Source organism: Bradyrhizobium sp. 44 (assembly GCF_023073095.1).
Classification (GTDB): domain Bacteria; phylum Pseudomonadota; class Alphaproteobacteria; order Rhizobiales; family Xanthobacteraceae; genus Bradyrhizobium.
Genome location: NZ_JADPIY010000016.1, coordinates 658242 through 682784 on the forward strand (window position 1 = coordinate 658242; position 24543 = coordinate 682784).

Below are 24543 nucleotides of genomic sequence, written 5' to 3' on the forward strand. Positions count from 1 at the left end.
ATGACAGTTTCATGACGGCCCGCTCGGGCCAGGCCATAATCCAACCGGTAGTCTCTCTCCCATGATGCGATTGTTTCGCGCTTTCCTGCCCAAGGAAGAACGGTTCTTCGACCTGTTCGACCGCCACGCCCAGACGGTGATCCAGGGCTCGATCGCGCTCCAGAGCATGCTCAACGGGGGTGAGGAGACGCCGGTCTATTGCCAGCGCGTCAACCAGTTCGAGAACGATGCCGACAACATCACCCGTGAGGTGCTGACGGCGGTGCGCCGGACCTTCATCACCCCGTTCGACCGCGGCGACATCAAGAACCTGATCACCTCGATGGACGACGCCATCGACCAGATGCAACAGACCGCCAAGGCCGTGATGCTGTTCGAGGTCCGCAGCTTCGAGCCGCCGATGCGGGAGATCGGCGGGCTTCTGATCGAATGCGCCAATCTGGTCGGCCGTGCGCTGCCGTTGATGCAGAAGATCGGCCAGAACGTGGCCATGCTGACCGCGATCACGGAAGAGCTGGGCAAGCTGGAAGGCCGCGTCGACGATCTCCATGATATCGGGCTGAAGGAACTGTTCCTCAAGCATCGCAACGGCAACGCGATGGATTTCATCGTCGGCGCGGAGATCTACGACCATCTCGAGAAGGTCGCCGACCGCTTCGACGACGTCGCGAACGAGATCAACAGCATCGTCATCGAGCAAGTTTAGGGCAGGGGACCGCGCCGTGGATGTTGCGTTGGGTCTTCCCGTCCTGGTCGGACTGATCGCCGTCGCGCTGCTGTTCGACTTCCTGAACGGCCTGCACGACGCCGCCAATTCGATCGCGACCATCGTCTCGACCCGCGTGCTGCGGCCGCAATACGCGGTGTTCTGGGCCGCCTTCTTCAATTTCGTCGCCTTCATGGTGTTCGGGCTGCACGTCGCCCAGACCATCGGCACCGGCATCATCGATCCCGCGATCGTGGATGCCCAGGTGATCTTCGCTGCGCTGGTCGGCGCCATCGTCTGGAACCTGGTGACATGGGCGCTCGGCATCCCATCGTCCTCGTCGCACGCATTGATCGGGGGCTTGTTTGGTGCCGGCGTGGCCAAAGCGGGCCTTTCGGCGGTGGTCTGGAGCGGATTGTCCAAGACGGTGATCGCCATCGTGCTGTCTCCGCTCGTCGGCTTTCTGCTCGCGATGGTGCTGGTTGCGATCGTCTCCTGGGCCTCGGTGCGCTCCACGCCCTTTGCCGTGGATCGCGCCTTCCGCATCCTGCAATTCGCCTCCGCCTCGCTCTATTCGCTCGGCCACGGCGGCAACGACGCGCAGAAGACCATGGGCATCATCGCCGTGCTGCTCTATTCGCAGGGCCAGCTCGGCGGCGAATTCTTCGTCCCCTTCTGGGTGGTGCTTTCGTGCCAGGCCGCAATGGCGATGGGGACGCTGATGGGCGGCTGGCGCATCGTTCGGACCATGGGCCTGCGCATCACCAAGCTGACCCCGATGCAGGGCTTTTGCGCCGAGACCGGCGGTGCCGCGACCCTGTTCATGGCGACCTTCCTCGGCGTTCCCGTCTCGACCACCCACACCATCACCGGCGCCATCGTCGGCGTCGGCGCCGCCCGGCGCCTCTCGGCCGTGCGCTGGAACGTCGCCAGCTCGATCGTCTATGCCTGGGTGATCACGATGCCGGCCTCGGCCATCGTCGCCGCGCTGAGCTGGTGGGCGGTCAAGATCTTCGTCAGGTAACCAGCTTCAGTCCGACAATCCCGGCGACGATCAGCCCGATGCTGGCGAGGCGGAACGCGGTGGCCGGCTCGCCGAACAGGATGATGCCGAGCGTCGCGGTACCGACCGCGCCGATACCGGTCCAGACTGCATAAGCAGTTCCAATCGGCAGCGATTTGAGGGCGAGCCCGAGCAGGATGATGCTGCCGGCCATGGCGCCGAGCGTGAGAACCGACGGAACGAGCTTGGTGAACCCCTCGGTATATTTGAGGCCGATCGCCCAGGAGATCTCCAGCAGACCGGCGACGAACAGGATGCTCCAGGCCATGACGACCCTCCATTCAAGGCAGGGTCGTCCCCGCGACTGGTGTGCTGATGGAAAGGGAAGGTCGTCCCTCCCAACCAAGCGGATATGGGACTGGTCGGAAGGCTCCGCAATCACCAGATGAGGCTTGATCAGGCTCATTTTCCCTGCCAAACGCTGCCGCAATGTCCGACATCGCCACCACAGCCGAATCGACGGCCCGTTCCTCGCTTGCCGCTGAAGTGTCGCGGCGGCGTACCTTTGCGATCATCTCGCATCCGGACGCCGGCAAGACCACGCTGACCGAAAAGCTGCTGCTGTTCGGCGGCGCCATCAATCTGGCCGGGCAGGTCAAGGCCAAAGGCGAGCGGCGCAACACGCGTTCGGACTGGATGAAGATCGAGCGCGAGCGCGGCATCTCGGTCGTGACATCGGTTATGACCTTCGAGTTCGAGGGCCTCGTGTTCAACCTGCTGGACACCCCGGGCCACGAGGACTTTTCGGAAGACACCTATCGCACGCTCACGGCGGTCGATTCCGCCGTCATGGTGATCGACGCCGCCAAGGGCATCGAGGCGCGCACCCGAAAGCTGTTCGAGGTGTGTCGTCTTCGCGACATCCCGATCATCACCTTTATCAACAAGATGGATCGCGAGAGCCGTGACGTGTTCGAGCTCCTCGACGAGATCGAGAAGACGCTGGCGCTCGATACCACGCCGATGACCTGGCCTGTCGGCCGCGGCCGCGAGTTCCTCGGCACCTATGATGTCGTCAATGGCGGCGTGCGCTTGCTCGAAGGCGGCGGCGCCAAGACCGGCGCGGCGCAGCAGATCGAGATCGCCGAGCTCGCCAAGCTCAACGCCAATCTCGACGTGTCGGCGGTCAAGGACGAGCTCGAGCTCGTCACCGCGGCTTCAAAACCGTTCGAGCTCGAAGCGTTTCGCGAGGGCCATCTGACGCCGGTTTATTTCGGCAGCGCGCTCCGCAATTTCGGCGTCGGCGACCTGCTGCAAGGGCTCGGCAAGTTCGCGCCCGAGCCGCGCGCGCAGGAGAGCGACCAGCGCAAGGTCGAAGCCACCGACCCGCGCATGAGCGCCTTCGTGTTCAAGATCCAGGCCAATATGGATCCCAACCACCGCGACCGCATCGCCTTCGCCCGCCTGTGCTCCGGCAAGCTGAGCCGCGGGATGAAGGCGAAGCTCGTGCGCACCGGCAAGAGCATGCCGCTGTCCAGCCCGCAATTCTTCTTCGCGCAGGACCGTTCGGTTGCGGACGAGGCTTATGCGGGCGACGTCGTCGGGATTCCCAATCACGGCACGCTGCGGATCGGCGATACGCTGACCGACGGTGAGGATTTCAACTTCGTCGGCGTGCCGAGCTTTGCGCCGGAAATCGTCCGCCGCGTGCGTCTTACGGATGCGATGAAAGCGAAGAAGCTGAAGGAAGCGCTTCAGCAGATGTCGGAAGAGGGTGTTGTGCAGGTGTTCCGCCCGCGCGACGGCGCGCCCGCGTTGGTTGGCGTCGTCGGCGCACTGCAGCTCGACGTGCTCAAGGCGCGGCTGGATGCGGAATATTCGCTGCCGGTCGAATTCGAGGTCAGCGAGTTCCAGCTTGCACGCTGGGTCTCCTCGGAGGACCGCAAGAAGCTCGATACGTTCATCGCTGCCAACACCTCGAGCATTGCCGACGATGTCGACGGCGATCCCGTCTATCTGGCGCGGAACGAGTTCTATCTCGGCTACACAAGGGAACGGGCCGAGGGCATCGAGTTCACCAACGTCAAGGACGTCAAGAAGAAGGGGTAGGCGCGTTCCGTCCGCTCCTCACGCTCCGCTGTCATGCCCCGGCTTGACCGGGGCATCCAGTACGCCGCGGCTTCCCGGCTCAATCACAAACGTCTCGGAGTACTGGGTCGCCCGGTCAAGCCGGGCGACGACACCGTCCTTGGACGCGCGCATGTGAACAGCCGCAGGCTTGACGTTGCCGGCGGCAATGCCACGTTCACCCATGTGGCCTTGCGAGTTCACTTCATGTGGCGCGGCATCCTTGTTTTCCTCCTGCTGGCGATCTCGACGATCGCCGCCAATGCGCGGCCCCGGCAAATCAACCCAATTCCGTTTTCGCACGAGCCGTGCAGCGTGCTCGATGGCAGGCCCTGCACGCCGTCCTATTGCAGCCCGCTCGAGCCTGGTCCCTGTATTCCCGAGATCGACTATCCCTACGGCCAGAACCTCCAGCTCACGATCCAAAGCGTGCCGTCAGAGGCCGATCGCGCCAAATACCAAAAGCCGGATCACGATCTCGATACGATCGGCGATCTCTTCGCCGAGCTGCGCAGCTGCTGGTCGCCGCCAACGGACAATGCGCGCGCGGGCATGCAGATCGCCGTGCGTTTCAGCTTCAACAAATCGGGCGGCCTGATCGGCCCGCCGCGCCTGACCTTTGCGACCGCGGGGGTGGCCGCCGAGACGAGAACCACCTACCTCGATGCGGTCAATTCATCGTTGAACGGCTGCCTGCCGCTGAAATTCACCGGCGGTCTTGGCGGTGCCATCGCCGGGCGGCCGATCGCGATCCGGTATGTCGACAATCGCGAGATCCACAAGTAGCGCATTAGTTGCGACCCGCCGCCAATCGATGATACGCCATGGGCTGGGGCGCTGGTTGAGGGGAGAATCTCGTGGGTCTGCTGGTTATGATCCTGGGGCTTGCGCTGTTTTTCGCGGCGCATGTATTCACGACGAAACGCGAGGCGCGCGCGCAGGCCATCGCGAGACTGGGCGAGGGGACCTACAAGATCCTCTATTCGCTTGCTTCGCTTGCGGGGCTCGCGTTGATCATCTGGGGCTTCGCGCATTATCGCGCGACCGGCTGGATCGACGTTTGGTATCCGCCGAAGGCACTGAAGCATATCACGCTCGCGCTGATGCTGCCCGCGGTCATCCTGGTGGTCGCATCCTACTTGCGCGGGCGCATCTATGCGAAGCTGAAGCATCCGATGCTGGCCGGCATCAAGCTGTGGGCGGCGGCGCATCTTCTGGCCAATGGCGACCTCGGCTCCATCATCCTGTTCGGCTCTTTCCTGGGCTGGGCGGTGTACGATCGCATCACGCTGAAGCGTCGGACCGATGGCGGCGGTCCGCCGATTCCGGTCGGCGGCGTCACCAACGATCTGATCGCGGTCGTGGTTGGAATCGTCGCTTATCTGGCGCTGGCGTTTGCGTTCCATCCTGTCGTCATCGGCGTTCCCGTGATGGGCGGCTAGCCGATCAGCACAAGACAGGACCGCATGCCATGCGCGGAAGATAACGAGAGCAACAAGCCAAGGCATTTCGATGGACTGGTCGCATTCTCAGATCCCTCCAATGCGGTTCGAGGCGCGCTTCGGCGATCGGATCGTGCCGGCATTTTGCGATCGGCCGTCGAGCCTGTGGGCGATGATTGCGGACGCCTGCGCCCGCAATCCCGACGGCGAAGCGCTGATCTCAGGCCATGTCCGGCTGAACTGGCGGCAGGCCGTCGAGCAGGCTGCGCGGATTGCGGCGGGATTTCGCAAGCTCGGATTGCAGCGCGGCGATCATGTCGCGATCCTGCTCGGCAACCGCGTCGAATTCCCGCTGCTGCTGTTTGCTGCCGCGCATGAGGGGCTCGTGACGGTGCTGCTCAGCACGCGCCAGCAGAAACCGGAAATCGCCTATGTCCTCGCCGACTGCGGTGCCAAAATCCTGATCCACGAGGCGGCGCTCGTGGAGCGGCTGCCGGATGCGCGGGATGTACCCGAAATAATCCACCGCATCGCCGTTGATGACGATCCGGCTTTGTCACGTTTCGCGGTGCTGGCAGACAACGTCCCGGCCGCGGCGCCGGTCGAGACCAGCGAGGAGGACACCGCGATGATCCTCTACACCTCGGGCACGACAGGCAAGCCGAAGGGTGCGATGCTGGCCCATTGCAACATCGTCCATTCGTCGACGATCTTCGTGTCCTGCCTGCAATTGACGGCGGCCGACCGCTCGATCGCGGCGGTGCCGCTCGGCCATGTCACCGGCGTCGTCGCCAACATCACGACGATGATCTGCTGCGGCGGCGCGCTGATCATCATGCCGGAGTTCAAGGCGGGCGAATATCTCAAGCTCGCCGCGCGCGAGCGCGTCACCTACACGGTGATGGTGCCGGCGATGTACAATCTCTGCCTGCTCCAGCCCGATTTCGAGAGCTACGATCTATCGAGCTGGCGCATCGGAGGCTTTGGCGGCGCACCGATGCCGGTCGCCACCATCGAGAAGCTCAAGGCGATCATTCCCGGCCTCGAGCTGGCGAACTGCTACGGCGCGACCGAGACCACATCGCCGTCCACGATCATGCCGGGCGAGTTGACGGCAACCCACATCGACAGCGTTGGCCTGCCGTGTCCGGGTGCGCGCATCCTGGCAATGGGGGCGGACGGGCGTGAGCTGCCGCCTGGGGAGATCGGCGAGCTCTGGATCCAGAGTGCCTCCGTGATCAAGGGCTACTGGAACAATCCTAAAGCCACGGCCGAAAGCTTCACCAGCGGGTTCTGGCATTCCGGCGATCTCCGCTCGGTCGACGCGGAGGGATTTGTCCGGGTGTTCGACCGGCAGAAGGACATGATCAACCGCGGCGGCCTCAAGATCTATTCGGCCGAGGTCGAATCCGTGCTGGCCGGCCATCCCGCCGTGGTCGAGAGCGCGATCGTCGCCAAGGCCTGCCCGGTGCTGGGCGAACGCGTTCACGCCGTGGTGGTGACGCGCGCACCAGTGGACAGCGAAGCCTTGCGCGCCTGGTGCGCGGAACGGCTGTCCGACTACAAGGTCCCGGAGACCATGGTGATCACCGCTGAGCCGCTGCCGCGCAATGCCAATGGCAAGGTGCTGAAGCGGCAGCTGCGGGAGCTGTTGGGAACCTGAGCCGGGGAGGCGGTCTGTCCGGGCTGTCTCGGGTGGTTAACGCCTTGATCCGGCTTGCTTTGCCTTGCCACCGCCATATCGATAGGGTACCCCGCCGCCACGTGGGGACGGGATTCCTAACGCGAACGCTTTGGCGCGCGCACCCGGACGGGCATGGGATTAGCATAAGTGTCTGAATTATTTGACGAAGTCGACGAGGAAGTACGTCGCGAACAGCTCAAAAAGCTGTGGGACAAATATTCGATCGTCTTCATCGCCTTGATGGTGCTGATCGTCGCCGCCGTGGGTGGCTGGCGCGCTTACCAGTATGTGGAGGCCAAGAAGGCTGCCGAGGCCGGTGCTGCCTTCGAGAAGGCCGCCGAGCTGTCCGAGCAGGACAAGCATGCGGAGGCCGAGGCGGCCTTCACCGAGCTCGCTGCCAAGGCTCCATCAGGCTATCGCACCCTGGCGCGGCTGCGTGCTGCGGCCGAGGCGGCGGCCCGCGATCCCAAGGCAGGCGCCAAGCTGTATGACGACATCGCCGCCGACCGCAGCGTAGGCGGCGAGTGGCAGGATCTGGCAAAGATCCGCGCCGCCGGTCTCCTGCTCGACAGCGCGGGCTATGCGGACATGCAGCAGCGGCTGGAAGCCTCCACCGCGCCCAAATCGACCTTCCGCCATACCGCCCGCGAGATGCTGGCGCTGTCGGCCTGGCGCAACAACGACATGACTGCGGCCCGCAAATGGCTGGACGCGATTGCCGAGGACGGCGAAACGCCGCCCGGCCTGCGCTCACGCGCCGAGGCGCTGCAGGCCCTGCTGCCGCCCGTAGCGAAGAGCTGAGCCGAGAGCTGAGACGAGATCCCGATATGCGCCGCACGCCACGCTTGATCGCAGCCGCCGTCCTGATCGCCTTCACGGGCGTGCTGGGCGGTTGCTCCAGCTTCGATCCGAGCGACATGCTCGACTTCCTCGATACCAAGAAGAAGCTGCCGGGCGACCGCAAGCCGGTGTTCCCGGAAGGCGTGCCGGGCCTCGAGCAGGGCGTTCCGAAGGATATGTACAAGGGCGCGCAGCAACAGCCCGATCCGAACGGCCCCGCCGTCGCGGCTCTGCCCACCGAGCCTCTGCCCGAGCCAGCCAAGCCGGCGAAGGGTGCCAAGGCGAAAAAGACCAGGCAGCCGGCCAGCGCGGCCGTTGCGCCGGCTGAGGCGCCCGCCGGCGAAGTCGATGGCGAGGCCCAGCCCGAGGTCGCGCCGCCCGCAGCCACTCCGCCGCCCAGGCAGAAGATCGTGCGCAAGCGCACCACCGCGCCGCCGCCCGATCAGCCGGTCCAGCAGGCGCAACCGACCCAGACCACCCAGCAGCAATCGCAGGGCGCCTTCCCGGCACCGATGCCGAGCGGCAGCTTCTCGCGCTAATTTTTCATTTCATTGACAGGCGCGGCTCCGGCAGCGCACGAATGACCCATGTCCTTTAAGATTGCCATTATCGGCCGGCCGAATGTCGGCAAGTCGACGCTGTTCAACCGCCTGGTCGGGCAGAAGCTCGCGCTTGTCGATGATCTGCCGGGCGTCACCCGCGATCGCCGCGAGGGCGAGGCCAGGCTCGGCGATCTCGACTTCACGATCATCGACACCGCCGGCCTCGATGAGGGCGCCAAGGGCTCGCTGACCGCCCGCATGCAGGAGCAGACGGAGGCCGCGATCGCACAGGCCGACGCGCTGTTCTTCGTGATCGATGCCCGCATGGGCCTCACGCCCAACGATCGCGCCTTCGCCGATTTCGCCCGCAAGGCCAACAAGCCGGTGCTGCTCGTCGCCAACAAGAGCGAAGGCAAGCATGGCGATGCCGGCGCGATGGAGGCTTTCGCGCTCGGCCTCGGCGATCCCATCCAGATCTCGGCCGAGCACGGCGAGGGCATGGGCGAGCTCTATGATGCTCTGCGCCCGCTGATGCCGGAGCCGGTGGAAGAGGATGAGTTCGAAGACGATGAGCCGCTGACGGAGGAAGAGGCCGCCACGCGCCCGATCCGGGTCGCGATCGTCGGCCGGCCCAACGCCGGCAAGTCGACGATGATCAATCATCTGCTCGGCGAGGAGCGCCTGCTGACGAGCCCGGAGGCCGGCACCACGCGCGATTCCATCGCGGTCGAGATCAACTGGAAGGGCCGCGAGTTTCGCGTGTTCGACACCGCAGGTCTGCGCCGGCGCTCCCGGATCGAGGAGAAGCTCGAAAAGCTCTCGGTCGCCGACGCACTGCGCGCGGTGCGCTTTGCCGAAGTCGTCGTGATGATGATGGACGCGCAGAACCGTTTCGAGGAGCAGGATCTTCGCATCGCCGACCTGATCGAGCGCGAGGGTCGCGCCGTCGTGCTCGCCGTCAACAAATGGGACCTGATGGAGAGCAAGGGCGGCGGCGCGATCTCGAACCTGCGCCGCGATGCCGATCACTTGCTGCCGCAGATCAAGGGCGTGCCGATCGTCGCCGTCTCCGGCTTGATGGGCGAGGGCATCGATCGATTGATGCAGGCGATCCAGGATGCCTATGCGCTTTGGAACAGGCGTGTGTCGACCGCGGCGCTGAACCGCTGGTTCGAGGAGGCGGTCCAGGCCAATCCGCCGCCGGCCGTGTCCGGACGACGACTCAAGCTGAACTACATCACGCAGACCAAGGCCCGCCCGCCGAGCTTCGTGCTGTTCTGCTCGCGTGCGGATGCGGTGCCGCAGTCCTATCTGCGCTACCTCACCAATTCGCTGCGTGATGCCTTCGAACTGCCGGGCACACCGGTGCGCATCACCTTGCGCGAGAAGGCCAATCCGTTCGCCCACAAGCGCAAGCGGCCGTCGTGAGCAACGACGCCGGCGAGGCGATGGCGCAGGGCGCAGCGCCAGTCCGGCGCGGTGCGGTCGCCTTCATCTTCGTCACGATCCTGCTCGACATGCTCGCGCTCGGCGTGATCATGCCGATCCTGCCGAAACTGATCGAGAGCTTCGTCGACAACGACACGGCGCATGCGGCCCGCATCTTCGGGCTGTTCGGCACCGCCTGGGCGCTGATGCAGTTCGTGTTCTCGCCGGTGCTTGGCGCGCTGTCGGATCGCTTCGGGCGGCGGCCGGTGGTGCTGCTGTCGAATTTCGGGCTCGCGGCCGATTATGTGCTGATGGCGCTGGCGCCGTCGCTGGTCTGGCTGTTCGTCGGCCGCGTCATCTCGGGCATCACCTCAGCCAGCATCTCGACCGCCTTTGCCTATATCGCAGACATCACGCCGCCGGAGCGGCGCGCGGCGGTGTTCGGCAGGATTGGCGCTGCCTTCGGCGCCGGCTTCGTGCTGGGCCCGGCACTGGGCGGCCTGCTCGGCGATATCGATCCGCGCCTGCCGTTCTGGGCCTCGGCCGCCCTGAGCTTTGCCAATGCGCTCTATGGGCTCTTCGTCCTGCCGGAATCGCTGGCGCCGGACAAGCGCGCACCGTTCCGCTGGAGGAGCGCCAATCCGCTCGGCGCGCTCCGCCTGCTGCGTTCCAACGCGGTGCTCGCTGCGTTGTCAGTCGTCAACTTCATCGCGCAGGTCGCGCATGTCGTGCTGCCCTCGACCTTCGTGCTCTACGCGACCTATCGCTACGGCTGGGATTCGAAGACCGTGGGATTGACGCTGGCGATGGTCGGCGTCTGCGCCATGGTGGTGCAGGGGCTCGCGATCGGCCCGATCGTGCGCGTGCTCGGCGAGCGCAATGCGTTGTTGATGGGCCTGTGCTGTGGCGCGATCGGCTTCGTGATCTTCGGCGCGGCGCCGACCGGGCCGCTGTTCTGGATAGGCATTCCCGTGATGTCGCTGTGGGGCATTTCGGGCGCTGCCATGCAATCGCTGATGACGCGGCTGGTCGCGCCTGATCAGCAGGGCCAGTTGCAGGGCGCGACCGCGAGCGTGCAGAGCGTGTCGCAGCTCGTCGGCCCGTTCCTGTTCACACTGACGTTTTCATACTTCATCGGCGCCAGCGCGCCGTGGCAGCTGCCCGGCGCGCCGTTCCTGCTCGCGGCGGTGCTGATGGTGGCGTGCGTGGCGATTGCTGTGCGGGCGCTGGGCGCGGCAACATCAGAATCGTAGGATGGGTTACGCCTTCGGCTAACCCACCCTACAAAGCCTCGTTTACTTCTTCACCAGCGGGCACTCGCTGTCCTTGAGCGGCTTGGCCGCGTCTTCCGCCGCGATCGTGGCGATCTGCTTGTAGTAGTCCCACGGTCCCTTCGATTCTTCGGGCTTCTTCACCTCGAACAGATAGGCCGGGATGAGACGACGCCCGTCCTCGCGCAGGGGACCCTTGCCGAACAGCGGATCGTCGGTCGGAAGCTCCTTCATCTTGGCAACGACCTTGGCGCCGTCATGCGGATTGCTGCCGAGCGCGTCCATCGCCTTGAGATAATGCAGCACCATCGCGTAATTGCCGGCCTGCGTCATCGAGGGCATCGCATTCTTGTTGGCCAGCGCCGAGAAGCGCTTCGACCAGCCGCGGGTCTGGTCGTTCATGTCCCAGTAGAAAGATTCGGTGAAGGTCAGGCCCTGTGCGGTCTTCAGACCCAGCGAATGCACGTCGTTGATGAACAGCAGCAGCGCCGCCAGCTTCTGCCCGCCCTGCACAATGCCGAACTCGGCGGCCTGCTTGATCGAGTTCGTGGTGTCGCCGCCGGCATTGGCTAGGCCCACGACCTTGGCCTTGGACGATTGAGCCTGCAGCAGGAAGGACGAGAAGTCCGCAGTATTGATCGGATGCTTGACGCTGCCGAGCACCTTGCCGCCGTTCGCGGTCACGACAGCGGTGGTGTCGCGTTCGAGCGCATGGCCGAAGGCATAATCTGCGGTCAGGAAGAACCAGCTGTCGCCGCCGGCCTTGGTCAGCGCCTTGCCGGTGCCGTTGGCCAACATGTAGGTGTCGTAGGTATACGAGACCGTGTTCGGCGTGCAGGCCTTGCCGGTCAGGTCGGCCGAGGCCGCGCCGGAATTGAGCAGCACCGCATTCTTTTCCTTGACCAGATTGCTGACCGCCAGGGCGACACCGGAATTCGGCGTGTCTGCAATCGCGTCGATCTTGTCGTTGTCGATCCACTGCCGGGCAATGTTGACGCCGACGTCCGGCTTGTTCTGATGGTCGCCGCTGATGACGTCGATCTTCCAGCCCTTCTTGAGCAGGCCGGAATCCTCGACCGCCATCTTGATCGCGACCACGGAGTTCGGGCCGCCGATGTCGGCATAGAGGCTGGACATGTCGTTGAGCACGCCGATCCTGACGGTCTTGTCCTGGGCGAAGGCGGATGTGGCAAAACCGAAGGCGGCACAGGCCAGAAGGGCCGCAGAGCGGCGCGCGAACGTCGTCGTCATAAAAGATTTCCTCCATTGTCAAACATGCGGACGGCTCTCTTGAACGGAGCCTTGTTCCGGCTGATGGCTCTACCGTGTCCCACGGCCGGCGGCAATGCGCCTAAAGCCGGATGACGCTGCGTCGCAGCGTCATCCCTCCGTTAACTTTTGGGCAAAATGCGTCGAGACGCTATTTCAGCGCGTCCGATGTCAGCTTGAATTTCTGGACGCGCTTTCCGGTGTCGACCTCGGCGGTATAGACGTTACCCTTGGCGTCGATCGCCATGGCATGCACCCAGTGGAATTGCCCGGCATTGCGGCCGTTGTGGCCGAAGCTGCCGACCACGCTGCCGTCCTCGCGCCTGATCACCCTGATCTCGTTGTTTTCGCCGTCGGCGCTGAGCAGCCAGGTCTGCTTCGGATCGGGCCAGATCGCGATGTCCCACACCGCGCCGTTGCCGAGCGTGTTCTTCTCGAAGAAGAACTCCTTCACGAAGGTGCCGTCCTTCCTGAACACCTGGATGCGGTTGTTGATGCGGTCGCAGACGTAGACGAGCCCGTCATTGGCGAGCTTCACGCAGTGGACGGGATTGCCGAATTGCTGGGACACCGGCGCCTTGGGATCGTACGCCGCCTGCTTGGTGTCGTCGGGCCTGTTGCCGTAGGCGCCCCAGTGCCGCTTATAGGCGAGGGTGGTTGCGTCGAACACGATGACGCGGCGATTGCCGTAGCCGTCGGCGACGTAGATCTCGTTGGCGGCCTTGTCGATCGCGGTCTCGGCGGGCTTGCCGAGCTGCGTCGTGTCGTTGCTGCCGAAGCTCGGCGCGATCTTGCCGATCTGGGCGACGAACTTGCCGTCGAGCGTGAATTTCAGGATGGCGTTGTCGTTGTCGGCATTGCCGCCGACCCAGACGAAGCCGCGCTCGTCGACCTCGATGCCGTGCTCGCGGCCGACCCATTCATAGCCTTCGCCCGCGCCGCCCCACGATCGTAGCAGGTTGCCGTCGCTGTCGAATTCGAGCACCGGCGGCGCCGAGACGCAGCATTTCGAGCGCGGCGGGGTGAGGCTTGCGCCTTTCTCGTCGTCGGTGAGCGAGCGCGGTCGATGGATCACCCAGATGTGGCCTTGCCAGTCGACGGTGATGCCGCCGACCTGGCCGAGGATCCAGTTGTTCGGCAATGGCTTTGGCCAGGACGCATCGACCGCGAAGGTCGGGACATCGCCGGCGGTCGCCGCGCCCGGAAGCGCGAACGCCACGGCGGCGATCAGGACGGAGAGGACGCGAGAGACATTTGCGAGCGCACGCGTAGAGCCTGCGCGATTCCGCCATGGTGCCATGGCAACCTCCCTTTTTTGGCCTGCAGCTTGCTGCCGCTTGAGCGCGGGCAGTCAATCGCGGGGAGGCCGTCAAGTCAATCAGGCCGGAGAGCGGAAGCTCATCAGGCTGCGGGTCTTGTAGTCGTAGAACTTGCCGGTCTCGGTCCAATCAGGCGCGCACATCGGCACGATGAATTCGGCGACCTGCTCGGCCGTATCGAGCGTCGCCGGGTCTTCGCCCGGCATCAGCGTGGCGCGCATCCGAGTGCGGACGGGGCCCGGATTGAACAGATTGACGCGCAGCTTGGTGTTCGCGGTCTCCTGCGCCCAGGCGCGCGCCAGCGTTTCCAGCGCCGCCTTGGAGGCGGCGTAGGGGCTGACATAAGCGGTCGCCTTGTTGGCCGCGCCGGAAGTGATGAACACGGCGCGGCCGGCGTCGGATTGCCTGAGCAGCGGCTCCATGCAGCGGATCAGCTGGAAGTTCGCGGAGACGTTGACCGCCATCACGTCGGTGAAGGCCTTCAGCTCGATATGGCCGATCGGTGAGGAGGGCCCAAGCACGCCGGCATTGCCGACGAGGATGTCGAGCTTACCGTAGCGCTCATGCAGGCCGGCACCGAGGCGCGCGATGCCGTCGGAATCGGTGAGGTTGAGCGGCACCAGCGTGGCGCTGCCGCCGTCCTTGCGGATCTCGTCGTCGAGCTCTTCCAGCCCGCCCTGCGTGCGCGCCACGGCGACGATATGCGCGCCGGCCTTGGCCAGCGCTTTTGCCGTGGCGAAGCCGATGCCGCGCGAGGCGCCGGTGACGAGAGCGATGCGGTCGGCGAGAGGATTTGTCATGGCGGGGTTTTACAGGCGTGGATGGCCGGGACAAGTCCGGCCATACAAAAACAAGCCAGACCTAGTAGTCGTTGCCGGTCCCAACCGCGGGTCCACGGTCTTCGCAGTCATCGGGAGTGACCTTCGTGCCTTGTCGAAAGGCAAAGAAGATAAACCCCATGAGCAATGAACCGCCGATAATCGCAATTACCGACTGGGTCATGGCATGCCTTCGTCAGCTCGCCTCCGCCAGCAATGACAATTGCCGCGGCTGCTGCTCGGTCTGGGTCTGGTCGGTGAGGTGGGTCGGATAGGCCCCGGTGAAGCAATGATCCGAGAATTTCGGATTGGCGGGGTCGCGGCCGGGCTCGCCCATGGCGCGGTACATGCCGTCGATCGACAGGAAGGCGAGCGAGTCGGCGCCGATGATCTCGCGCATCTCTTCCAGCGAATGTGTCGCCGCAAGAAGACCACCACGGTCCGGCAGGTCGATTCCGTAATAGTCGGGATAGAGGATCGGCGGCGAGGCGAGGCGGAAGTGCACTTCCTTGGCGCCGGCATCGCGCATCATGCGCACGATCTTCTTCGAGGTGGTGCCGCGTACCAGCGAATCGTCGATCAGGATGATGCGTTTGCCTTCGATCGCGGCGCGGTTGGCCGAATGCTTCATGCGCACGCCGGATTCGCGGATCGCCTGCGTCGGCTGGATGAAGGTGCGGCCGACATAGTGGTTGCGGATGATGCCGAGTTCGAACGGGATGCCGGAATGCTGGCTGTAGCCGACCGCGGCGGGCACGCCGGAGTCCGGCACCGGCACCACGACATCGACCGGCACGTGGCTCTCGCGCGCAAGCTGCGCACCGAAGGCCTTGCGGACCTCGTAGACCGAGCGGCCGTGAACGATGGAATCCGGACGGGAGAAGTAGATGTATTCGAAGATGCAGGGACGCGGCGCGATCGGCGGGAACGGCTTGTGGATGTCCTGCCCGTTCTCGTCGAACACGATGACCTCGCCGGGCTCGATGTCGCGGACGAAGCGTGCGCCGATGATGTCGAGGGCGCAGGTCTCGGAGGTCAGGATCGGGCAACCATCGAGTTCGCCGAGCACCAGCGGACGGATGCCGCGCGGATCGCGCGCGCCGACCAGCTTCTTGTTGGTCAGCGACACCAGCGCATAGGCGCCCTCGATCTCGCGCAGCGCGTCGATATAGCGCTCGATGAAACGGCTGCGCCTGGAGCGCGCGACCAAATGCAGGATCACCTCGGTGTCGGTGGTCGACTGCATCATCGCGCCGTTCTTCACGAGCTCGCGGCGCAGCGTCAGGCCGTTGGTGAGGTTGCCGTTGTGGGCGACTGCAAGGCCGCCGGCATTCAGTTCGGCGAACAGCGGCTGCACGTTGCGCAGGATGGTCGCGCCGGTGGTGGAATAGCGGACATGGCCGACTGCCATCGTGCCGGGCAGGCGGTCGATCACCTCACGGCGGGAGAAGGTGTCACCGACGAGGCCGAGGCGGCGTTCCGAATGAAAGCGGCCGCCGTCATAGGAGACGATGCCGGCGGCTTCCTGGCCGCGGTGCTGAAGGGCGTGGAGGCCGAGCGCCGTGATGGCCGCGGCATCTGGGTGGCCGTAGATGCCGAAGACGCCGCATTCCTCGCGCAGCGTATCCCCCTCCAGATCGTCTTGAAGTTCCAGCGCGGCCGGGCCGAGATCAAGTAGGGCGTCCTGGTCAGGATTTCGCATCTCGTCCGAGCCTCTCGTTAGGGCTTATCAACGCGCCGCGGGTTTCTCGATCAGCTTTTTAAGGCTGTCACGAGCCGGTTTGCTGTATCCGTCGGCACTGCCCGAAGGCTGCTGCTCGGAATCAGTTTGCTCTTCATCTGGTTTGTTTTTCTTGAATCTCTTCAAGATGGTGTTCTCGGGGTCGTCAGGCAAGAGGGCCATCAGCCAATCGCCGGTTCCCTGCAGCACCACGCGGGATTTGGCCCCTGTGACCCAATCCGGGCGCTGCTTGTCCGGCACCAGCCAGGTGAAGAACAGGAAGGCGACCACGACGATCAAAAGCCCGCGCGCCAGCCCGAACAGAAAGCCGAGGGTGCGGTCCAGCGCGCCGATGCGCGAATCCAGGATCATGTCGGAGATCCGGACCGTGATCACGGAGACCACGACCAGGGTGCCTACGAACACGCCGGCGACCACGACCACGCTCGCGACGGTATCGTTGTTGAAATAGGTCTTTGCGGTCGGCAGCAGCTTCGAGAACGAATAAAGGGTGACGATCGCCGCCGTGCCCCAGGCCGCGATCGACAGGATTTCGCGCATGAAGCCGCGAACCATGGCGAGCAGGCCCGAAATCAGCATCACACCGAGCAGGATCAGGTCGAGGATGGTTACTGGCATCGGCTGGTCTGGTCCGCTCGTACTTCAAGGTGCTCAGCGAATCGGTGTTTGGCCGCCGCCCCTAAGTGAGGGCCAGACGACGTTCCCGGCAAGGCCGCAACCACGCAATCCCATGCTGCTTTTGTGACGGCTGTATAGCGGCGAGGGCGGGGGACGTCACCACCGGCTAACCCTCTCCACGGCGGAATCTTGCCGGTGTGGCATTTTTCTCTGCCGGCGCGCTCGAGTCGCCCCGCCGGGACCCGCGCGCGGCGATCTCGGCGACCAGCGTCGTCAGGCTGTTGATCGCGTTCAGCGACAGGCCGGCATCGCCGGCGGCTTCGCCCCGGGCCGATTCGGGCAGCACGGCGCGCTGAAAGCCGAGTTTTGCCGCTTCTTTCAGCCGGGCCGGGGTCTGCGCCACCGGGCGCACCACGCCGGAGAGCGAGATCTCACCGAAATAGACCGCATCGGTGGGTAACTGCGCATTAACCAGCGAGGACACCAACGCAGCCGCGGCGGCCAGATCAGCCGCGGGCTCGTGGATGCGCAGGCCGCCCGCGACGTTCAGATAGACGTCGTGGCCGGACAGCTTGACCCCGCAATGGGCTTCCAGCACCGCCAGCACCATCGACAGCCGGCTCGGATCCCAGCCGACCACGGCCCGGCGCGGCGTGCCAAGCGAGGTCGGCGCCACCAGCGCCTGCAATTCGACCAGAACGGGCCTTGTGCCCTCGATGCCCGCGAAGACTGCGGTGCCGGGCGTGCCGAGATCGCGCTCGGACAAAAACAGCTCGGAGGGGTTGGTGACTTCGCGCAGGCCAAGCCCGGTCATCTCGAACACGCCGATCTCGTCGGTCGGCCCGAAACGATTCTTCACGGCGCGCAGGATGCGGAATTGCTGCGAGCCTTCGCCCTCGAACGACAGCACCGCATCGACCATGTGCTCGACCACGCGAGGGCCTGCGATCTGTCCGTCCTTGGTGACATGGCCGACCAGGATGATGGCCGCGCCGGTCCTTTTGGCAAAACGAATCAGGGCCTGTGCCGAGGCGCGCACCTGGGTGACCGTGCCAGGCGCCGATTCCACCGTGTCGGTCCACATCGTCTGGATCGAATCGATCACGATCAGCCGGGGCACCGCGCCCTCGGACAGCGTCGACACGATGTCTTCGACCGACGTCTCGGCGGCGAGCTGCACCGGCGCATCCGACAGCCCGAGCCGCTCCGCGCGCAACCGCACCTGTGCGACCGCCTCTTCGCCGGAGATGTAGACGACGCGGTGACCGGCGCGCGCGAGCAGGCTTGTGGCCTGCGTCAGCAGCGTCGACTTGCCGATGCCGGGATCGCCGCCGACCAGAAGCACCGAGCCGCGCACGAAGCCGCCGCCGGTGACGCGATCGAGCTCCGTCATGCCCGAGGATAGACGCGGGGCGTCCTGGGTTTTTCCGGACAGGCTCTCCAGCGCGAACGTCCGCCCCTTGCGTTTGGAGCGGATCGACACCGGCACGCTGCCGGTCGTGTCCTCCTCCGCGAGCGTATTCCACTCGCCGCAGGACTCGCACTTGCCCTGCCAGCGGTTATAGGCCGCGCCGCAGTTCTGGCAGACGAAGGAAAGCGTGTTCTTGGCCATGGGGACAGCGAGTCCGGGGACAGCGAGTCGGGGGTTTCAGGTTTGCTGATAGCACGGAATGACGGGTCGAGAGCGTGAGTCCGAGCGGACCGCATATCGCAGTTCGGCAGGCCTGATACACCCTTTGTTAGCTCTATGCCGCCGCAACAGGCCGGACTTTGCCAAATGTTAGCGGACGCGGGTCCAGTTTCGGAACCAATACGGGATGGCGAAAAGAATGACCGGACTTTTGCGGATATTGCTGGCTTTCGGCATCACCTGCGGCGTTCTGATGCCGTCTGGCGGCGCTGTTGCGGCCGATGCGAAGCGTCTCAACGTCGTCTTCGTCAACCCGGGCAAGACCGGCGAGGTCTATTGGGACATGGTTTCGCTGACCATGCAGGCCGCCGGCCGCAAGCTCGGCGCGCATGTCGAGGTGCTGACCAGCGAGCGCAATTACCGCACCATGCAGGAGCTCGGGTTCGGCGTGGTGGCACGCAGCGACAAGCCCGACTTTCTCATTCTCTCGAACGAGGAATCGGCCGCCGTTCCGATCATGGAGGCAGCCGAGGCCGCTGGGATCAGGACGCTGCTGCTCTCGAACACGCTGATCGGTGACGATGCGGCGCGTCTTGGACCGCCGCGTCAAAAGCTCAAGACCTGGCTCGGCGACATCACGACGGATCTTCAGACCGCGGGCGCGCGGATGGCCAATGCCCTGATCGACGCGGCGCGTGCCGAGAAATGGCAGAGCCCGGACGGCAAGATCCACATTCTCGGCATCGGCGGCGACGAGATCACGCCGGCCTCGATCGCCCGCAACGCGGGCCTCAAGCTCGCGGTGGACGCCGCGCCGGACGTCGTGGTGGATCGGATGCTGTTCGCCAACTGGACGCGGTCGGAGGCCGAGCATGTCACCACGAATTATCTGAGCTGGGCCGCGCGCAAGGACATCCGGCCCGCAGGCATATGGGCCGGAAACGATCCGATGGCGCTGGGAGCGCTTCGCGCGGTGATCGCTGGCGGCCTCACGCCCGGGCGGAACATCCAATTGGTCGGCCTCAACTGGTCGGAGGATGCGCTGCGCGAGATCAAGGCGGGCCGCTTGCTTCTGACCGACGGCGGGCATTTCCTGCTCGGCGGCTGGTCGATCGTTCTGTTGCGCGACTACGCCGACGGCTGCGATTTTGCGGACGTATCACCCCGTGTCGAGGTCAAGACGTCCGCGATCACGCGTAACAACCTCGCTGCGGTCGACGACCTCATCACCACGCGCGCCTTCGACCGGATCGATTTCGCGCGTTTCAGGGCCAAGGCAGGGCGTTGCGGCCAGTACGACTTCTCCGTCGATGCGCTGATCTCGTCGCTGACCCCTGTGGAAGGCGCTGCCGACTGATGCGAAACGGCGACGACATGACCGATCCGGATCGCAAGCAGCAGGCGCCGCCGCCGCGCTTGCGCTCGGTCGTCCGCGCGATGATCTGGGCGACAGTACCTGTTCTGTTGCTGGTTCAATTGCTCGCCTCCGCCGGCGTCGAGGCCTCGAGCTTCTGGTCGCAGATCAGGCAGCTCGACGCGCGCATCGCCCGCCTCGCGGAGAGTCGTGCCGAGCTGATCGCCGAACCGCTCTGGAAGATGCGCTACGATCAGGTCACGAGCGTGCTCAACGAGATCATGCACGACGAGAGCATCGCCGCGGCGGCCGTTTACGACGATACCGGAATCGCGATTGCCCGCGTGGTGGCGCGCCCGGTGGGACAGGCGGTCGCGGAGATCTCGCGTCCGATCAACTACAGCAACGGCAACATGGCGGTCCAAGCCGGCCGCATCGCGATCGTATATTCGCATGCGGCGCTCTACGCGGACACGGGCAGCCGTCTGGTGCTGCTGCTGGTCGTCGGCCTGTTGGCAACGTTTGCGACCCTGATCGCCATGCGGATCTCCGCCAACCTCTTCATCGGCAGGCCGCTGGCGGCGATGATGTCCGCGATCCAGCGCAGCAAGCAGGACGGCCGCGCCTATCCGGCGGAGGTCAAATCCTCGAACGAGTTCGGTCAGCTCGCGCATGCCTTCAACGCCATGCAGCACACGACGTCGGGTGCGCTCGACCGGCTCGGCCACATGGCCGCGCACGATCCGCTCACGGGGCTGCCCAATCGCCGTTCGCTCTCAGAGCACCTCGTGACCCTGAGTCACGATGCCGGCTCACCGGACGCGCTGATCGCACTCTGCTTCATCGATCTCGACGACTTCAAGGGCATCAACGACACCTTTGGCCATGACTCTGGCGACAAGTTCCTGGTGCACATTTCCGAGCGCCTTCGTGGTGCGGTCGAACCGCAAGATTGGGTAGCTCGGCTCGGCGGCGATGAATTCGTCGTCATTCGACCCGAGGTCAGCAACGAGGAGACCGCGCAGAGATTTTCGCGCCACTTGCTGGATGCGATTTCCGAGCCGATCCGACTTCACGACAAGCAAGTCGTGCCGCGTGCCAGCATCGGCCTTGCCGTGCGCCGTGCCGGAGATCCCGAGCTTTCGCACCTGCCGGCGCTCGCCGACATCGCGCTCTACCATGCCAAGAGCAAGGCGCCCGGCACGGTTGCGGTGCTCGACGAAGCGCTTCAGCGCGACTATCGCCGCCGCCGGGAGCTCGAACTTGCCATTCCCACAGGCTTCGACGAGAGGCAATTCGAGGTCTGGTATCAAAGCCAGGTCGATCTCGAAAGCCACGACATCGTCGGCCTGGAAGCGCTGATCCGCTGGCGCCATCCGGAACATGGCGTGATCGGTCCGGGCGAATTCTTGCCGCTGATCGAGCGCAGCGGCAACAATGCGCGGCTGACGCGCTATGTGCTCACCGACGCCTGCCGCGCGCTGCAACATCTGGCTGCGGCCGGCAGGCCGCATATCCGGATTGCGATCAATCTGCCGCCGTCCGAGCTCGCCGACCATTCGTTCGCCGCCGAGCTGCGCGCGACCTGCGCGCGCTTTGACGTGGCGGCATCGTTGCTGGAGCTCGAGATCACCGAGGGATCGCTGATCAACAACATGGCCAGCGCATCCGAGACGCTGCACCGCCTGCGGCGCCTGGGTGCCACCATCGCGCTCGACGATTTCGGCACGGGCTACAGCTCGCTCGCCCATCTCAGGCGGTTTCCGCTGGACAAGGTCAAGATCGACAAGGCCTTCATCAGCGAGATCCCCGATAGTGCGGAAGACAAGGCGATTGTTGGCGTCATCGCGTCGCTCGCCGGCACGCTGGGCCTCACTTTGGTGGCCGAAGGCATCGAGCGCGCCGAGCAGGCCCAAGCCATGCGCGAGATGGGCGTGAGGTTCGGCCAGGGCTTTCTCTATCATCGGCCGCAGCCACTCGAGGCCGTGTTGCTATGGCTCGAGGGACGGCCGGCCCACCAGAGCCGCGTCATCGAGGATAGCCCGTCGATCGCGCCCGAATTTGCGGTCTGAGCGCAGCGCGGCTACGGCTGCGCCGCATTCCACAGCATGGAGAGGCCGGCGGCGATCATGATCGCGTCCATCACGACGCGGAACATCTCCGGCTTCAGGCGCAGCACGAAGCGTTTGGCGATGAAGGCGCCCGCCATCAACGAAGATCCAGCGATCAGGCCTTTGACGAACACGTCGCCGGTCAGCGCGCCGAACCGTTCGAAGGTCACGGATTTCGCGGCATAGAGCCCGAGCGAAGAAGCCGCTTCGGTCGCGAGGAAGGCGCCCCGGGACAAGCCGTAGAACAGGAACAGCGGGACACTGAGCGGGCCGGTGGAGACGACGATGCCGGTGAGATAACCGATGACGGCCCCGCCGATCGCCAGATGCCAGAGATTGGCCTTGAGATCGTGCCGCGCCAGCCAGTGTCGCACCGGCACCATCGCGATCAGGAAGACCCCGATGGCGAGATCGACGGCGTGAGAGGGCAGGGCCAGCAGCGTCCGCGCGCCGAGCACGGCGGCCGGAATGCCTGTCACCGAATAGGCCGCGCAGGCCCGCCAATCGACCTCGCGCCACCAGGCCAGGATTCGTGAGAAGTTGGCCATGACGGCGGCCACCGCCATGATCGGCACCGCCTCCTTTGGCCCATAGGCATAGACAAGCACCGGCATCAGCATGATCGACGAGCCCGTGCCGACGATGCCGGAAATGGTGCCTGCGATGAGGCCGACGATGAGGACGAAGAGAAAAGCCAAAACGGTCTCCACGAATCGGGAGTTTAGCCGCGGCCAGCGGCGCAGGCGATCTGCGAGGCGAGGGAACCCTGTCTTGCCGAAGCCCGGCGTTAACCATCGGCGACGGTTCCAGTCTGAGCGAAATCGCTTCGAAGTTTCTTAAATCTTACTGGGTACCTCTCTTGGGCATAGTGATCTGGGGGAAGAGTATGGGTAAACGGGCCAAACGCGGAAAGGCGGAGACCTTCGCGATCCCGATGGCCGCGAGAGTTGCAATTGGCGCTGTGGCCGTTGGCGCGTTGGGGTACGGTTTGCTGTCCCGGCCGGCGAACGTGCAACCGGCACGAAAGCCGCCCGCGCACGAAGTCCAGGCGTCGTCAACTCCGGTTTACGTCGCAACGCCGGTTCATGCATCAGCTCCGGCTCCGACGCCGGCTTCGGCTCCGCTTCCGGCCCCCGCGCCTCTGATCGAACCGCCCAAAGCGGCCGACGTTCCCGGAGCATTGGTTCGGCAGGTGGTCGACTACGCCAGCCGCCAGACGCCGGGCACCGTGATCATCGACACCAAGAACACCTTCCTCTATCTCGTCCTGAACGACGCGCAGGCACTGCGCTACGGCATCGGTGTTGGCCGCGAAGGTTTCACATGGTCGGGTGAGCAGACTGTGGCTCGCAAGGCGGAATGGCCGGATTGGCATCCGCCCGCGGAGATGGTCTCGCGTCAGCCCTATCTGCCGCGGTTCATGGCCGGCGGTCCCGGCAACCCGCTCGGCGCTCGGGCGATGTATCTGGGCGAGACGGAATATCGAATTCACGGCACCAACAAGCCCGATACGATCGGGAAGCGGGTCTCGTCCGGCTGTATCCGGCTGACCAATGAGGACGTCGTTGACCTCTATGATCGCGTGAAAGTCGGCGCGAAAGTGATCGTGCTTCCGACAACCGTTGCCCGTCGACCACCCCAGGGAGCGCCGGCCGACGCCGCTTTCCGATTACCGGACCCGGCATCCCCGTTGAACCGGCCCTCCGCAACCCACGCGCAGATGCCGTCATCCGGACCGAAGATCGCCGAGGCCCAGTAACTCGTCCTTCGTCCTCCTCCTGCAACGGAGGACAAGGAGGCAAGTCAAGTCGCCCAATCGAGCTATTTTCAAAAGACCACACCTACCCGTGCCATTCCGGAAGACGCGCCTTACCGCCTCGCTATCCTGTCGCTCTTCAATTGTGATCAGGAAGGCAAGTTCCCATGAACGGCAAACCAACGATCGTTTTCTGCCACGGCATTTGGGCCGATGGCTCGTGCTTCAGTAAGGTCATCCCTGCATTGCAGGCCGATGGGCACGAGGTGATTGCCGTTCAATATGGTTTGGACTCTTACGAGGAGGATCTGGCGACGGTTAAGCGCACGCTCAATCGTGTGGGCAGCCCCGTCCTCCTCGTCGGTCATTCTTACGGCGGGGCAACGATTACAGGCGCAGGCACGGATGAGCGCGTGGTTGGGCTGGTGTACATTGCGGCGGTGGCTCCGGATGCCGGCGAAACCGTACAGGATCAGCTCGACAAATATCCGTCGGACATTTTCTCTCGCGTCGAGGTGGCGGATGGGCGTGCCTGGATGCTTCCGAGCGGCACCGAGTTCTTCGCAGGTGACCTCTCCGAGGCAGACCAGAAGCTGGTTTGGGCCACCCACTATGCGCCCGTCTACGATCTGTTCCAGCAGCAAAAGCTCAGCGCGGACAAGGTCGCGTGGAGATCGAAGCCAAGCTGGTACGTCCTGGCCACGAAAGACCACACTGTGCATCCCGATCTGCAACGTTGGGTCTCGAAGCGTATGGGAGCGACAGTGACCGAGGTCGCGAGCAGTCACGTCCCAATGCTGTCCCAGCCTGGCGTGGTGATCGACGTCATACGCAAGGCCGTGGCCGCCGTTCAAAAAGGCTGATCGCCGTCACTGCGCTGAATG

Annotated in this window: 22 protein-coding genes; 14 read left to right on the forward strand and 8 right to left on the reverse strand. The window is 64.7% G+C overall.

The window, feature by feature from the left end; all coding sequences use genetic code 11:
- Positions 1–61: 61 nt before the first annotated feature.
- Together IVB41_RS19645 and IVB41_RS19650 are read left to right on the forward strand one after the other, a co-directional pair.
- On the forward strand, positions 62–706 hold the full coding sequence (locus IVB41_RS19645; protein WP_027517485.1) for a DUF47 domain-containing protein: 645 nt from the start codon (positions 62–64) through the stop codon (positions 704–706).
- A gap of 16 nt (positions 707–722) precedes the next feature.
- Entirely contained in the window at positions 723–1730 is a 1008-nt protein-coding gene (locus IVB41_RS19650; protein WP_027569633.1) for an inorganic phosphate transporter, read from the forward strand.
- On the opposite strand, the gene sugE is transcribed toward IVB41_RS19650, so the two are convergent.
- On the reverse strand, positions 1723–2037 hold the full coding sequence (gene sugE / locus IVB41_RS19655; RefSeq protein ID WP_027569634.1) for a quaternary ammonium compound efflux SMR transporter SugE: 315 nt from the start codon (positions 2035–2037) through the stop codon (positions 1723–1725). The two genes, IVB41_RS19650 and sugE, sit on opposite strands and share 8 nt — an antisense overlap.
- A 161-nt stretch (positions 2038–2198) precedes the next feature.
- On the opposite strand from sugE, the gene IVB41_RS19660 reads away from it, so the two are divergent.
- From IVB41_RS19660 to IVB41_RS19695, 8 genes are all read left to right on the forward strand, one after another.
- Complete coding sequence (locus IVB41_RS19660) at positions 2199–3818, forward strand: peptide chain release factor 3 (RefSeq protein WP_247360559.1); 1620 nt, start codon at positions 2199–2201, stop codon at positions 3816–3818.
- 225 nt (positions 3819–4043) lie between these two features.
- The gene (locus tag IVB41_RS19665; protein ID WP_247434835.1) at positions 4044–4622 is read left to right on the forward strand and encodes a hypothetical protein; all 579 of its coding nucleotides are present in this window, start codon (positions 4044–4046) and stop codon (positions 4620–4622) included.
- A gap of 71 nt (positions 4623–4693) precedes the next feature.
- Positions 4694–5278: an NnrU family protein gene (locus tag IVB41_RS19670; RefSeq protein ID WP_247434066.1), complete on the forward strand. Its 585-nt coding sequence runs from the start codon at positions 4694–4696 to the stop codon at positions 5276–5278.
- Positions 5279–5348: 70 nt separating this feature from the next.
- The gene (locus IVB41_RS19675; RefSeq protein WP_247434070.1) at positions 5349–6941 is read left to right on the forward strand and encodes a class I adenylate-forming enzyme family protein; all 1593 of its coding nucleotides are present in this window, start codon (positions 5349–5351) and stop codon (positions 6939–6941) included.
- A gap of 168 nt (positions 6942–7109) precedes the next feature.
- Positions 7110–7763, forward strand: a complete 654-nt coding sequence (locus tag IVB41_RS19680) for a tetratricopeptide repeat protein (protein WP_027569639.1) — start codon at positions 7110–7112, stop codon at positions 7761–7763.
- A gap of 26 nt (positions 7764–7789) precedes the next feature.
- Entirely contained in the window at positions 7790–8341 is a 552-nt protein-coding gene (locus IVB41_RS19685; RefSeq protein WP_247408378.1) for a hypothetical protein, read from the forward strand.
- Between the two features lie 48 nt (positions 8342–8389).
- Positions 8390–9772: a ribosome biogenesis GTPase Der gene (gene der / locus IVB41_RS19690; RefSeq protein WP_247434075.1), complete on the forward strand. Its 1383-nt coding sequence runs from the start codon at positions 8390–8392 to the stop codon at positions 9770–9772.
- A complete protein-coding gene (locus tag IVB41_RS19695) occupies positions 9769–11025 on the forward strand; it encodes a TCR/Tet family MFS transporter (protein ID WP_247286444.1) in 1257 nt (418 codons plus the stop codon). Before der ends, IVB41_RS19695 begins: the two co-directional genes overlap by 4 nt.
- 42 nt (positions 11026–11067) lie before the next feature.
- On the opposite strand, the gene IVB41_RS19700 is transcribed toward IVB41_RS19695, so the two are convergent.
- From IVB41_RS19700 to radA, 6 genes are all read right to left on the reverse strand, one after another.
- Positions 11068–12294, reverse strand: coding sequence for an ABC transporter substrate-binding protein (locus tag IVB41_RS19700; protein ID WP_247434078.1), 1227 nt, complete (start codon positions 12292–12294; stop codon positions 11068–11070).
- A 169-nt stretch (positions 12295–12463) separates the two neighbouring features.
- Positions 12464–13612, reverse strand: coding sequence for a hypothetical protein (locus IVB41_RS19705; protein ID WP_247434081.1), 1149 nt, complete (start codon positions 13610–13612; stop codon positions 12464–12466).
- A 78-nt stretch (positions 13613–13690) separates the two neighbouring features.
- The gene (locus IVB41_RS19710; RefSeq protein ID WP_247286442.1) at positions 13691–14431 is read right to left on the reverse strand and encodes an SDR family NAD(P)-dependent oxidoreductase; all 741 of its coding nucleotides are present in this window, start codon (positions 14429–14431) and stop codon (positions 13691–13693) included.
- A 214-nt stretch (positions 14432–14645) separates the two neighbouring features.
- Positions 14646–16151 carry an amidophosphoribosyltransferase gene (purF, locus tag IVB41_RS19715; protein WP_007609288.1) on the reverse strand — a complete coding sequence of 502 codons (1506 nt, stop codon included), beginning with the start codon at positions 16149–16151 and terminating at the stop codon, positions 14646–14648.
- A 27-nt stretch (positions 16152–16178) separates the two neighbouring features.
- Positions 16179–16808 (reverse strand): CvpA family protein, encoded by a 630-nt coding sequence (locus IVB41_RS19720; protein ID WP_027569646.1) that lies wholly within the window; start codon positions 16806–16808, stop codon positions 16179–16181.
- Between the two features lie 166 nt (positions 16809–16974).
- On the reverse strand, positions 16975–18420 hold the full coding sequence (gene radA / locus IVB41_RS19725) for a DNA repair protein RadA (protein ID WP_007592053.1): 1446 nt from the start codon (positions 18418–18420) through the stop codon (positions 16975–16977).
- Positions 18421–18637: 217 nt separating this feature from the next.
- On the opposite strand from radA, the gene IVB41_RS19730 reads away from it, so the two are divergent.
- Positions 18638–19795, forward strand: coding sequence for an ABC transporter substrate-binding protein (locus tag IVB41_RS19730; RefSeq protein WP_035962601.1), 1158 nt, complete (start codon positions 18638–18640; stop codon positions 19793–19795).
- Positions 19795–21864: a bifunctional diguanylate cyclase/phosphodiesterase gene (locus IVB41_RS19735; RefSeq protein ID WP_247434086.1), complete on the forward strand. Its 2070-nt coding sequence runs from the start codon at positions 19795–19797 to the stop codon at positions 21862–21864. Before IVB41_RS19730 ends, IVB41_RS19735 begins: the two co-directional genes overlap by 1 nt.
- An 11-nt stretch (positions 21865–21875) precedes the next feature.
- Here IVB41_RS19735 and IVB41_RS19740 read toward each other — a convergent pair whose 3' ends face one another.
- Entirely contained in the window at positions 21876–22601 is a 726-nt protein-coding gene (locus tag IVB41_RS19740; protein WP_007609293.1) for a sulfite exporter TauE/SafE family protein, read from the reverse strand.
- A 188-nt stretch (positions 22602–22789) separates the two neighbouring features.
- Here IVB41_RS19740 and IVB41_RS19745 point away from each other — a divergent pair, with 188 nt between their 5' ends.
- Both IVB41_RS19745 and IVB41_RS19750 read left to right on the forward strand, forming a co-directional pair.
- Complete coding sequence (locus IVB41_RS19745) at positions 22790–23662, forward strand: L,D-transpeptidase (protein ID WP_247434838.1); 873 nt, start codon at positions 22790–22792, stop codon at positions 23660–23662.
- A 164-nt stretch (positions 23663–23826) separates the two neighbouring features.
- A complete protein-coding gene (locus IVB41_RS19750; protein ID WP_027569652.1) occupies positions 23827–24522 on the forward strand; it encodes an alpha/beta fold hydrolase in 696 nt (231 codons plus the stop codon).
- Positions 24523–24543: the final 21 nt, after the last annotated feature.